This is a genomic window from Spirosoma aerophilum (genome assembly GCF_054782495.1).
The window spans coordinates 116,425-129,198 of sequence record NZ_BAAGSJ010000017.1 but is presented as its reverse complement, the minus strand read 5'-3'; the positions used below and the strand labels follow the sequence as shown (position 1 = coordinate 129,198).

Annotated in this window: 11 protein-coding genes; 5 read left to right on the top strand and 6 right to left on the bottom strand. The window is 50.6% G+C overall.

Features of this window, described 5'->3' with window-relative positions:
• Positions 1 to 76: 76 nt before the first annotated feature.
• Positions 77 to 1,105: a Holliday junction branch migration DNA helicase RuvB gene (gene ruvB / locus ACYVK4_RS22815; RefSeq protein ID WP_461129875.1), complete on the bottom strand. Its 1,029-nt coding sequence runs from the start codon at positions 1,103 to 1,105 to the stop codon at positions 77 to 79.
• A gap of 98 nt (positions 1,106 to 1,203) precedes the next feature.
• The gene (locus ACYVK4_RS22810; protein ID WP_461129874.1) at positions 1,204 to 4,872 is read right to left on the bottom strand and encodes a PKD domain-containing protein; all 3,669 of its coding nucleotides are present in this window, start codon (positions 4,870 to 4,872) and stop codon (positions 1,204 to 1,206) included.
• A gap of 231 nt (positions 4,873 to 5,103) precedes the next feature.
• Between ACYVK4_RS22810 and ACYVK4_RS22805 the strand changes: the two genes are divergently transcribed.
• Positions 5,104 to 6,135: a PorP/SprF family type IX secretion system membrane protein gene (locus tag ACYVK4_RS22805; RefSeq protein ID WP_461129873.1), complete on the top strand. Its 1,032-nt coding sequence runs from the start codon at positions 5,104 to 5,106 to the stop codon at positions 6,133 to 6,135.
• Between the two features lie 162 nt (positions 6,136 to 6,297).
• Here the strand turns inward: ACYVK4_RS22805 and ACYVK4_RS22800 are convergent, their stop codons facing one another.
• The 3 genes from ACYVK4_RS22800 to ettA form a co-directional block, all read right to left on the bottom strand.
• Positions 6,298 to 6,534: a hypothetical protein gene (locus tag ACYVK4_RS22800; protein ID WP_461129872.1), complete on the bottom strand. Its 237-nt coding sequence runs from the start codon at positions 6,532 to 6,534 to the stop codon at positions 6,298 to 6,300.
• A gap of 202 nt (positions 6,535 to 6,736) precedes the next feature.
• On the bottom strand, positions 6,737 to 7,012 hold the full coding sequence (locus ACYVK4_RS22795; protein WP_461129871.1) for a DUF6932 family protein: 276 nt from the start codon (positions 7,010 to 7,012) through the stop codon (positions 6,737 to 6,739).
• Positions 7,013 to 7,035: 23 nt separating this feature from the next.
• Entirely contained in the window at positions 7,036 to 8,703 is a 1,668-nt protein-coding gene (gene ettA / locus ACYVK4_RS22790) for an energy-dependent translational throttle protein EttA (protein WP_461129870.1), read from the bottom strand.
• Between the two features lie 74 nt (positions 8,704 to 8,777).
• Here ettA and ACYVK4_RS22785 point away from each other — a divergent pair, with 74 nt between their 5' ends.
• From ACYVK4_RS22785 to ACYVK4_RS22770, 4 genes are all read left to right on the top strand, one after another.
• On the top strand, positions 8,778 to 10,055 hold the full coding sequence (locus ACYVK4_RS22785; RefSeq protein WP_461129869.1) for a DUF349 domain-containing protein: 1,278 nt from the start codon (positions 8,778 to 8,780) through the stop codon (positions 10,053 to 10,055).
• Positions 10,056 to 10,139: 84 nt separating this feature from the next.
• Entirely contained in the window at positions 10,140 to 10,415 is a 276-nt protein-coding gene (locus ACYVK4_RS22780; RefSeq protein ID WP_461129868.1) for a hypothetical protein, read from the top strand.
• Positions 10,416 to 10,450: 35 nt separating this feature from the next.
• On the top strand, positions 10,451 to 10,903 hold the full coding sequence (locus tag ACYVK4_RS22775) for an NUDIX domain-containing protein (protein WP_461129867.1): 453 nt from the start codon (positions 10,451 to 10,453) through the stop codon (positions 10,901 to 10,903).
• A 20-nt stretch (positions 10,904 to 10,923) separates the two neighbouring features.
• Positions 10,924 to 11,373, top strand: coding sequence for a DUF1572 family protein (locus tag ACYVK4_RS22770; RefSeq protein ID WP_461129866.1), 450 nt, complete (start codon positions 10,924 to 10,926; stop codon positions 11,371 to 11,373).
• A 3-nt stretch (positions 11,374 to 11,376) separates the two neighbouring features.
• Here ACYVK4_RS22770 and ACYVK4_RS22765 read toward each other — a convergent pair whose 3' ends face one another.
• Positions 11,377 to 12,762, bottom strand: coding sequence for a high affinity choline transporter 1 (locus ACYVK4_RS22765; protein ID WP_461129865.1), 1,386 nt, complete (start codon positions 12,760 to 12,762; stop codon positions 11,377 to 11,379).
• Positions 12,763 to 12,774: the final 12 nt, after the last annotated feature.

The window sequence follows — 12,774 nt, the reverse complement described above, 5'->3', positions numbered from 1 at the left end:
GCCACCAAAGCAGAAAGCGTACTATAGTAGCGATCCAATGACTGCTACTATAGTACGCTTTCTACGTTAACGACACCTAACCGAATAACTCCGGAGCCCTATACGGAGGCACAATACCCAAATGAATATAAGCCCGCTCGGTTGCTTCCCGTCCACGCGACGTGCGCTTTAAAAAGCCTTCCTGAATTAAAAACGGTTCATATACCTCCTCAATCGTTTCAGATTCCTCACCGCAGGCGGTGGCAATGGTCGACAAACCTACGGGGCCGCCTTTGAACTTTTCAATGATCGTCGTCAGAATCCGAATGTCCATATCGTCCAGACCGTTCTGGTCGACCTCCAGCGCGCTTAGAGCAATTTCTGCAATATCAACGTTGATGTAGCCGTTCCCTTTTACCTGCGCGAAATCGCGGGTACGGCGCAGCAGGTTGTTGGCAATACGGGGCGTTCCGCGGCTCCGGCGGGCAATTTCGTAGGCACCGGTTTCGTCGATAGGCGTTCCCAGAATAGCCGCCGACCGCTGAACAATGCTCGTCAGCAATTTGGCATCGTAGTATTCCAGTCGGGCACTGATGCCAAAACGAGCCCGTAAGGGCGATGTCAGCATACCAGCCCGCGTTGTAGCGCCAATCAGCGTAAACGGGTTCAGTTTGATCTGTACAGTACGGGCGTTAGGGCCCGAGTCGAGCATGATATCAATCTTGTAATCCTCCATCGCCGAATACAGGTACTCTTCCACAATTGGGTTGAGCCGGTGTATTTCGTCGATAAAAAGAACGTCGTTGGGCTGTAGATTCGTTAGCAGACCAGCCAGATCGCTGGGCTTATCGAGTACAGGCCCGGAGGTCATTTTAATACCCGCATTAAGCTCGTTGGCAATAATGTGCGAGAGTGTTGTTTTGCCCAAACCCGGCGGGCCGTGCAGCAGCACATGGTCGAGGGCTTCGCCCCGCTGCATGGCCGCCCGAACAAACACTTCGAGGTTGTCGAGTATTTTGGATTGCCCCGTAAAGTCCTCAAACGAAAGCGGTCGAAGCGCCCGTTCAATTTCCTTATCGGTGGTTGTCATTCCGTCGCCAGAACCTTTCAAAAAGTCGTTTCGCATGGTTTTGATTCGTGCAGAACCGGCTAAAAAAGCACGTTTTCAGAGGCTCTTTTGACCGGGTCGTTTACGTCAAATTTACAAAAAAAACAGGAGAATTACTACCGAATCAGCAGCACAGAACCCCGTTTTATGACCCTGTCCCGCTCGGGGAAAAACTCACTTTTATAGATTACCACATACGGATAAATCATCGACGGATAGATGGCTCCGCGGTAGGTTCCATCCCATTTTTGTTCGGGATTGGTACTGGAAAAAATCACCTCACCCCACCGGTTATAAATTCTGAATTCATAGTCGGTAATGTAGGCAGTGAAGACCTGCAGGAGATCGTTCACACTGTCGTTATTTGGCGTAAATGCATCCGGCACATTCACTCGGGGTTCGCATAGGTTCAATACCCTGGCTACAGCCGTAGCGGTACATCCCAGTGGGTCAGTCACCCGAATGCTGTAGTCGCCAGCCCGCTGTACGGTGATGGTTTTTGTGGTATCGTTCCGGTTGAGCCAGAGGTACGACAAGCCCGCTGCGCCACTCGCCGAGAGTGTCGTGGTTCCCTGATCCCCTTCGCAAAGGGACGCCTGCTGGGTATACGAGAACCTTGGTGGCGGCCGATCCCCGACATTGATACTACTCCGGCCTACGCAGCCGGTTTGGGTGTTGCGTAATACCAGGCTGTAGGAACCCGGCTGCGATACCGAAATACTGGGTGTTGTAGCTCCCGTACTCCATTGATAGACGTTTCCCGTAAGATCGCCAACCAGGGGCTGAAGAGCAACGGCCAGTCCATTACACTTGAGCGTATCCGGCCCCAGTTTGGCAAAGCCCGTACTATCCAGGCCTACCCGGATACTGTCTTTTAATGCCTTACAGCCGTTAAGATCTACTACCTGCACGGCATATAAGCCCGGCGAAGCCTGACCGAAAACGGCCGTTGTCGACACAACGGTACCAGTCTGGTTCAGCCAGGAGTAGGTAGCCGGTGTTCCACCCGAAACCGTTAAGGTGATGGTACCGCTATTGGGTATACTACACAGCGCATCGGCGACCCTGGGCGTAAGCTGCAACTGGTTTGCCGGTGATTTTAAGGTGAATGCCGTATCAACTTTACATTCGTGCAGCGTATCCGTAACGCTGACTTTATATCCTCCCTCCGGCAAAGCGGTTTGCTGGCTTGTGCTGTCCTTGAGTACGGCCCCGCCAACGGTACTGCTCCAGGCATACTGGTAGTTTCCGGCGGGAGTAGGTGTCAGCACGATGGAGCCATCAGCCGATGTACATGCCTTTGGCCCCGTTAAGGCTGCCTGCACCTGAATTTTAGGCAGCTCCGTTACCCGGATCGAATCCGAGTTAACGCAGGTCGTGCCGTTAACGGTTGCCTGAGCGGTTACTGAATACACCCCGGCGGTTGACACATCAATACTTTTTGTTGTCCCGCCATTATTCCATTGGAACTCCGTCCAGGTTCGCTGGGGCACCGCCAGGGTGACTGTAGATCGGTAACAGAAAACGGTATCGGGCCCAAGGTCGAGGGAGGGTACGGGTTTTATCTGCACCTCGATGGTATCGCTCTTGAAACACTCTCCGTTGGCGGCTAAACCGACCGCTATGTAATAGCCGGGCCTGGTCAGGGTTAGGGTCCGTTGCCTACTGACAACGGCCCCATTAACCACCCAGACATATACCCTGGCCTGTACTTTTATGTCGAGGGTGATGCCTTTTTTGTTACAGATGGCCGTATCGGCCCCCAGCTTTATGTCGGGCGGGGTTTCCAGAATGGTCAGCGTATCTTTGATGAGGGTGTCTTTACAGATCCCTCCCGTGCTGGTTCGGGTAATGATCCGTAAGTTTACGTAATAAGCCCCCGGCTTTGTGTACGTATGGGTAATTGGCTGCGTAGAGGTAGTAGAGGTGGGGCGGCTGCCGTCGCCAAAATCCAGCGTATACGCTTCTTTTAGTTTAGGGCAGTTCGGACTTATCTGGAATACCGTTGGCTGATTTGCACACGTATCCGAATAGGTTAGCCCCGGCCCACTGGACTGGTCATTGAAATTGGCCACTAAGTTCGGCAAGCCCAACTGGCTCGTTTTTCCACCCAGCGACTGGCCGGATGGATTAAAGATCAGGCTATCCAGCAAACCACCGTTTGGATTTTCGATGGTTCCGAGGGAGGAGCTTCCCTTAATGGCTACATAGATCCGACCGTCGGGGCCAATCTGGAGTGACCCATATTGCCTCGTGGTACTGCTATCAACAACGGTTTTGGATTTTGTCAGTAACGAGTCTCGCTGGTTCAGATCATATTTTAGCAGGTATGAAGAACCCTTCAGGCTACCATCAGCGTTGGTATCCGCCAGCATGGTAACATAGAGACTTTTCCCATCGGGTGAGAACTCAACCCCATAAGCTTTGGGCGGGGCGGGGCCCAAATCGATCGTTCGATCAAATTTCATGACCCCGGTCGAGTCATTGAAGGTATAAAGATCGATAGAGTTTTTGGGCGGACCAGGAATGACGACTGCCATCGGGCGATTGCCCTGATTTCCGCCGGTTGTGTCGGCGGGTCCAATTTTTATATAGCCTTCGGCATTATTTAATGAGTCAATAGCCTGTCCTCCGCTGTATGTGGTAACGATGGGATCTTCAGCACGGGTAAGGTGTCGAATTTCAAACTGGTTTGTGCCGTATTTCCGGGTGATGACCCAGTACGTAGAATCGCGGGTGTTGGCAACGGAGGCCGACTGCTCGGTGCTTTGGTTGGATAAAGGAATATTTTTCTCAACGATAGCCCCTTTGCCTCCGTTCTGACGCATGTCGACAACACTATACGTCAGTATTTTCTGACCCCGGATTTCGGAAGTAGTATATACGTAATACAGGTATTCGCAACCCCGGCAGGTTGGCTTCGGTACGATCAGTGCCGACTGCGTCGAGTTCTTACTGCCATCTAACGGTTTTTGGGTGGTCAATGTATCACCCGGCACCAATGACTTCATAGGCTTACCATTCTTATCATAAATGGTAATACCGTCGGAGTAAAAGAGCAAAACGCCTTTGGTATTCGCAATGGACGATGAGCCTTCTATCGTACTCAGGCTACCATCAGTAATGGGTTTGGGGGTACCGCCCCCGCTGAAATCCAGTCCTGCATTCTGCCCGAAATACCACTTTACCCCCTGCGACTCTTTCTTTTCGCCACAAACATCGACGTTGATCCTGTCCTGATAGGAACAGCCATTGGGACTGATAGCTTCGACCGAATAACAGCCTGAACTATCGACCTGTATACTTTGGGTGGTGTCTCCCTTGGGGTACCAGATATACCTGTAACCTGACTGCACATTACCGGCATAGGGGTCCAGGGTAATTTTTTCCCCTTTACAAATGGTTGTGTCTGTTCGCCATTGCGAAAACGGCTGAGGGCGATTGTTAATCGTAATTCGGTACTGAGACGTTTGCGCTACTCCGGCCACGGTTCGGGTTAACACAATGGTATATGTACCCGCCTGCTGGTACACGTGACGCGCCACGGAGTCCCGTTGTTTGGTCACGGTTGTTCCATCGCCAAAATTCCAGACGCGCGTGGTTACTCCCGTTAGTAAACTATCGGTGAACGTAAGCGAATCGGCTTTACACTCCTGATCAGGTACACAGGCTTTACCACTGACTTTAAAGCCTGCGACTTGTGCCCAGGCCGCAGTTGACCCGGCCAGCAAAAACAGCACGACCCAAAGTCCAATTACCCGAATATGCTTATTAAAAATTAACATGAAGAAACGCTGAATAAAGCCCACCTACCAAATTCGATCCTCGACATAACAACATCAGGGGCATTACGTTAGTATAAACGATGTTGTTCAATTAAAATTTTATTGAATAACAGCCACAAAAGCGTCTAAAATCCAACTAATTTTAGAGGTTATTGTATAGCTGAATACTTCGTTTGCGCTGCTAACGTTGCAACAATAATATTGGCCCAGTCTTTGCCCTGTACTGCTATTATGCTCAATAAATACGTACTGACACTTTTGACGCTGGCTCTGACTCGAATGGCATTCGCTCAGGACCCGCAGTTTACTCAATTTTATGCAGCTCCTCTGTATCTGAACCCAGCTTTTGCCGGGTCGGCTCTGGCTCCGCGTATTACGGCCAACTACCGAAACCAATGGCCAGCCATCACAAATTATGTGACATCCATGGTTACGCTCGACCACTATATTGAAAAATATAACAGCGGTATCGGTTTACTGATCCAAAGTGATAACCAGGGTCAGGGGAGGATTCAATCGACAGACATTGGGTTGCAATATGCATACCAGTTTCAGGTCAGTGAATCCTCGTTTATCCGGCTGGGCTTACAGGGTTCTTACGTAAACCGTAGTATTAACTACTTTGGTTTAACAACGGGCGATCAGTTTACGGATCGCGGGTTCATTACGGGCAGCGTTTCCGGCGACCCGACCCTCCAGGGCGGCCTTCCTTCCGTAAAATACATGGATTTTTCGACAGGCGGTCTATTTTATTCCGACTGGTTTTGGCTCGGAGCTTCAGCTCACCACATAAACCGTCCGGATCAGGGATTCTTTGCCGGCCAACAGGAACGCCTGCCCATGAAAACCAGCATTCAGGCCGGACTACGCATTCCCCTCGGTGGCTTTACGGGTCTGGCTGATGAAGAGGATCGGGAAATCAGTATTTCTCCCGTGATCATGTACAAGCACCAGGGCAAATATGACCAATTGGACTTAGGGGCTTATCTGACCTACTCTCCGTTGACCATCGGCGCTTATTATCGCGGTATACCATTCAAAAAATACAACCAGACCTTAAATAACCACGATGCCGTAGCTGCGCTGGTTGGCTGGCGTATGGATAAGTTTTCGATTGGCTACAGCTACGATATGACCATCTCGACGCTGGGCAATAGTGGTGGATCGCACGAACTGTCATTGTCCTACATTTTCGACAAGCCCGAAGGCCGACGCGCCGGGGTAAAACGCCGGGACAAAAAGCTCCCCTGCCCGAAATTTTGATAAGGCTTACGATAAAACAAGAAAGGGCAGGTCTCACAACCTGTCCTTTCTTGTTTTATCGCTCTCTCCTCTACGCCAGCTTCTTGTACTTAATTCGGGTTGGCGTGGCGCGTTTGCGCCGGTTTTCTTCATATTTCCAGACGCTGGCTCACTAGATCTACTTCACGGATGAGTCTGTAAAAGCTCTTCTAAAACAGGCTTTAATTCAAGAGCCAGCAACGTGCTGTCTAATTTATCTAGCAAGTCTTTTTTTTGACTGGTTAGCTGCTGAAGCATAAAGTCATCCCAATTAGCGTCGACCGTCTTTATTGAAAACTGACGGATTTGCTCATTTATACGACGTACGTGGTCAAGTCGATAAACTAATTCGTCAAGTGTTGGTACCTCCTTTGCTGTCATGAGAAGTTTATCTTAATGATGCCTTTTAAATCATCGTTTTTCTCCACTGTCGAACCAAATGTGTCAAGCCAATAGGTATAATGTGCTTCGAACTTCACCTTGTCTGGATTAGAATCATTAGGTATTAGAGCAAAAAACGTGTGTAAGCCTGACTTATCACGAGAAAACTCATAACGCTCGAATAATGCTTTTAACGCTTCCTTCAAGTCATTATTCTCTGCAAAATATACGGCACAAATGTGACGATATCAATGTCTTGCGGATAAACCTTTCGTGTTACGAAACTCCCTCCAATCAGTTGAAAAAAAGGCTGGTTGACAATCTTGTGCAACTCATACAGATAACGTTTATACGAATTGAAGAGACCCCGCCTATGAGATTGATTATCTACCTTAGTAGAGATCTCTTCAAATTCGTCTAATGTCAGGCTATGTACACCGGGTGGTGTAATGGGCCCCTGCTCATTAAATTTAATCATCAAACTCGCCGTTGATACTAACTCTACGCCAGCTTCTTATACTTGATTCGGGTTGGCGTGGCGTCGGTGCCTAAGCGTTTGCGCCGGTTTTCTTCATATTCCGAGAAGTTTCCTTCAAACCAGTATACCTGGGAGTCGCCTTCAAACGCCAATATGTGCGTAGCGATCCGGTCCAAGAACCAGCGGTCGTGGCTGATGACCACCGCACAACCGGCGAAGTTTTCCAGACCTTCTTCCAGCGCCCGAAGGGTATTCACATCCAGGTCGTTGGTGGGCTCATCCAGCAGCAGCAGGTTGGCCCCTTCTTTCAGCGTCATGGCCAGATGAACCCGGTTCCGTTCGCCACCCGAAAGCGTGCCCACTTTCTTTTCCTGATCAGCTCCGGCAAAGTTGAATCGGCTCACATAAGCACGCGCGTTCGATTGCTTACCACCCATCATGATCCACTCGCTTCCCCCTGAAATAGTTTCAAAAACGGTTTTATTGGGATCCAGACCGTCGTGCTCCTGATCGACGTAGGCTACTTTTACCGTGTCGCCTACTTCAAATGTCCCGGCATCGGGTTTGTCGCGACCCGTAATGAGTTTGAAGAGCGTTGTTTTACCCGCTCCGTTTGGCCCGATAATACCGACAATACCGCCCTGCGGCAGCCGGAAACCCAGATGCTCAAACAGCAGCCGATCGCCGAATGCTTTGGCAACATCTTCGGCTTCAATGACTTTTGCCCCTAAACGAGGCCCGGCCGGAATGAAAATCTCAAGCTTCTCGTCGCGCTGTTTCGCGTCTTCGTTCAGCAGTTTTTCATAGGCTCCCAGTCGGGCTTTGGACTTTGCCTGCCGGGCTTTGGGGGCCATTTTCACCCATTCCAGTTCGCGCTGAAGGGTTTTCTGACGCTTCGATTCTGTTTTTTCTTCCTTCGCCAAGCGGTTTTGCTTCTGCTCCAGCCAGGAAGAATAGTTTCCTTTCCAGGGGATGCCTTCACCGCGGTCGAGTTCGAGAATCCAGCCCGCTACGTTATCCAGAAAGTAGCGGTCGTGGGTTACGGCAATCACCGTACCGGAATATTGACGGAGGTGTTCTTCGAGCCACAATACCGATTCAGCATCGAGGTGGTTGGTTGGCTCATCGAGCAGCAGGACGTCGGGCTGTTGAAGCAGCAGACGACACAGCGCCACCCGACGCTTTTCGCCACCCGAGAGGTTATCGATCAGGGCTTCGGAGGGTGGGCAGCGCAGCGCGTCCATGGCCCGTTCGAGTTTCTGATCCAGCTCCCAGCCGTTGAAATGGTCGATTTTTTCCTGCACTTCCCCCTGCCGGGCAATTAGCTTGTCGAAGTCAGCATCGGGGTCGCCGAAGGCTTCGTTGATCTCATCAAACTCTTTCAGCAGATTGACCACCTCCTGAACACCTTCTTCCACGATTTCGCGGACGGTTTTTCCGGCTTCGAACTGTGGTTCCTGCTCCAGCATACCAACCGAATAGCCGGGCGAGAAAACCACTTCGCCGGTATAATTCTTATCGATACCAGCTATGATGCGTAATAAAGTCGATTTGCCGGAGCCATTCAGCCCTAAAACGCCGATTTTAGCACCGTAAAAGAAGGAAAGGTATATGTTCTTTAGGATTTGTCGGTTAGGCGGAATATTTTTACTCACGCCGGCCATGGAGAAGATTATGGTTTCCTGACTCATTAAAATCTGATAGATTTGTGGTTGGCATTAATGTCCAAATTTAACCCACAGCGCAGCCTTAACCAAGCACAGTAATGGAAAACGCTTCACTGGTAGATGAATACGGTTACGTCAAAGACGGAAAGGTATTTTTGAAAGGCTACCTGAACTACGAAGACCGCCAGATCGGCGAAGTCAAACGCACCGAGCAGGAAGCGCTCGATTATTTCAAGAATCGCTTCATCATCGCAGAAAACAAAGTAAGCCAGCTTGAGAAAGATATTGAAGAGGCTCAGAACAAAGGCTCTTATCTGACCAAACTGGTTCAACTTCGCAAGAAGCTGCTTGGGTTCGACGCGTTAGGTGACTTCCCGCCCCTCCTCGACCGTTTAGATGCACAGGAAAAGCTATTGGCCGATTTGATTACGGTCAATCAGTTGAAGAACCTGGAAATCAAACGGGCGCTGATCGCTGAAGCCGAAGCCGTTGTTAACAGCACCGAATGGCGCGAAACGGCCGATGTCCTGCAGGAGATCAAAACCAAATGGATCAAAACCGGCCCCGTCGATAAAGCCGCCGAGGCAGAGGTGGAAGGACGGTTTCAGGAACTGCTGGATGGGTTCTTCACCCGTCGGCGTGAGTTCTTTAACGAGCAGAACAAAGTCATTCAGGAACGGCTCGACAAGTATGACGAGTTAATCCGTCTGGCTTTCCGGGCCAACCGCCTGGGCGATCTGGATGCGGCTTTTCAGGAAGTTCGCAAGCTCAACAATGCCTGGAAACTGGTGGGTGAAGTTCCGATCAAGAAGAGCGGAAAACTCTACAAGCAGTTTAAGAAGGCAACGACCATGTTCTACGCGAAGTACAACGACGCCAAAGGCATTGTGATCGTTCCGAAGATCGACCCACGTATTGAGCAGCAGATGAAGATGGCCGACGAAGTTGAAAAACTGTCGAAGTCGTCGGATATTTTTGCCGCTGCTGAACGGGCGAAGGTGTTGCTTAATAGCTGGAAAGAGATTCGGGTACCGTTTAAGCTACAGGACAAAGTGGTGAACGAACGATTCCGAGCCGCCTGCGACAAGATTTTCGAATTGAGCTACCTGGGCCGTGTGCTAACGCGCAAATACCCGGCGTTTGAACTCAAAAGCCAGTCGGAGCAGATTCGAACGAAGATCCGGGAGATGGAGTACCTTGTTAAGCGCGAGAAAAACGATCTGCAATTTGCCTTGCAGGACGCCGATGGCCTCGACCCGAACAAAGATGAAGACAAGCAGATTCTAAACAAGATCAATACCCAGAAGCGTAAAATCGCGATGAAAGAGACGATCCTCCGCGAATTGCAGAAGCAACTGGAAACGGCAGGCTACTGATTTTTCTTCGCCAGCCTAAAAAACGTGAAACGTGCCCCGATATTAATCGGGGCACGTTTCGTTTAAGGGGTTTGTTCTATGGGTATGGAAACGAACCTGATTAAATCTGATTTCATTGCCGACGAAACCGCCTTTCGGGCGGCTATCGTACCCGGCAAATTTGTCCGGCTTGAGTACCTGACCGATTTGAACGAGTTCATCAAAGCCGACGTGACCATTAAGCAATTACTGACGGAGAACGGCGAAGAATCGTTGGAATTGGCGACGGGTGATGTGGTCCCCCTGGACCGTGTGGTAAGTGTTTCGGGTAATTTGTCACCCCGCTATCCCGGTTATGGTAATTACTCCTGCGATTGTTAATTTGGCGGGGATTTACTGATTTAATCCCTGCCTTTATGAAAGTTCGTCCGTCTGCTCTTATCTGGCGTCAATTTGATGGCCAGACCCAGGTATTGCTTATGCGCTACTCCTACGGCGGACAGGATGTATATGCCTTACCCGGCGGCAACCCCGACCGGGGCGAAATCCTGACGGAAACGGTTATCCGGGAAATCCGGGAAGAGCTGGGAGTTTCGGTCGATATAGGTGAGATGATTCTGGCGGGTGAAATGCTGCTATCGGAGCGGAATGACGATGTACTCCACGTTGTCTTTGCAGCGCGCAATATGAACGGGGAGCCCGCTCTGAACCCCGACGAGACTACCGCGCTCAACCTCGTCTGGCTACCCGTTAATGAGTTAGACAAATTCAATCTTTACCCGAACATTGGCGCCCGGCTCCAGCCCTGGTTCAGTAGTGCTACCTATCTGGGCTATGTCGGCCGGATCGAGCAGCAATATTTCGGGTAAAAGCCATCCCACCGAACGACATGCTCATTCAAACACTAAAAAAACTCTTCCATCGTGACCTTGTGCGGTTACGGGAAGAGATCACGCTTTATCATAACGAAGAAACGCTCTGGCAGATTGAACAGGGCATTGCCAACTCGGCGGGTAACCTCTGCCTGCATTTGATCGGCAACCTGAACACCTATCTGGGGGCCGAACTTGGCAAGACGGGCTATATCCGGCACCGGGAACTGGAGTTTTCCCTAAAGGATATTCCCAGAACTGAACTGCTGGAGAAGATCGACGAAACTATCCTGGTTGTCGACAACGCGCTGAACAGCGTCACCGATAGTCAACTGGATGAAGAGTACCCTTTGCTGGTCTTTGACGAAAAAACTTCGACGGGTTATTTTCTGGTACACTTAGCCACACACCTTGGTTATCATCTGGGCCAGATCAACTATCATCGACGGCTGCTGGATACCAAGTAAGCATTAGCGGCTTTCCACAGGTTTCGCTTTAGTGATTAAACTCCCGACAATCATGGCTACGGTGCTCGCCAGCAAGCCCCAAAGCATGGGCGAGTATTCCGTACCCAGCCAGAGACAAGCTAGCCAGACGCCGAAGCCGACCAGCATTGAATACAGGCAACCGGTTAGATTGGCCCTTTTCCAGTAAATGCCAGCCGCCAGGGGCACAAACAAAGACACCAGACTAAACGCCGACGACTCCCCCACCAGGTCAAATATGTTGGCATCGCGGGTGGTGCTCATGCCTACACAGATAACGGTGATGACGACGACGACCCACCGAATCGTTTGCAACAACGCTTTGTCGCTGATATCGGGGCGGAAAAATTTCATTACGTTCTCCCCAAAAACCGTTGCCGGGGCCAGTATAGCCCCGCTCGATACGCTTAGAATGGCTGATGTTACAGCACCAAAGAATAACACCTGTAGCGGCAGACTGCCGTGACGCATAACCATATTAGGGATGATAAGCTGGTTATCCTTCGGCAGATCGGGGTGGAGCAGTTTGGCACTCAGCGCAATAAACAACGGCAGCATGGCAATAGTGAGGTACATTCCCGACGCCAGGAAAGAGGCACGAACCGCCGTTTTTTCTGTTTTTGCGGCCATCACGCGCTGAAAAACGTCCTGTTGCGGAATGGAGCCCAGGCCAATGGTTATCCAGGCCGCTATGTATGTCAGCCAGTCTTTTGTTGTTGATTGGGGCAGGAAGCGGAAGAAGCCTACCGGTGTTCGCTTCTCGATCGTTTCCCAGCCCCCAACGTCATTCCAGAGCATGACACCCAATACCGCCAACGCCAGAATGATTATGAGATTATGAAAAAAATCGGTGACGGAAATAGACCACATACCTCCCAGCAGGGTGTAAGCCATAACAATTGCCGCACTGCCGATAATGCAGTACTCACGAGGAACATCGGTCACGACACTCAACACGATACCAATGGCAACCAGCTGCGCCGAAATCCAGCTAAAATAGGATGGGATAACCATAATGGCCGACAGCAGCTCTGCCGACCGTCCAAATCGGATACGAAAGTAGTCGCAGAAGGTTGTGATATTGAGCCGGTAGAGTGGCCGGGCAAAGAAAGCACCAACCAGAAACAGGCATAACGCCGAGCCGAACGGTTCTTCAATAACCGCCAGAAATCCACCCTCCACGAACATGGCCGGGGCACCCATGATTGTCTCGGAACCGAACCAGGTGGCAAACGTCACCGAAGCAGCCAGCAGCAGAGGTAACCGCCGTCCAGCCAGCACAAAATCCTGCGATGTCGTTACCCGACGGGCCGCCCATGCGCCGACTGCCACATTGGAGAGTAAATACAGGGTAATAAAAAAAAGGAGCATTGGTGGGACGTT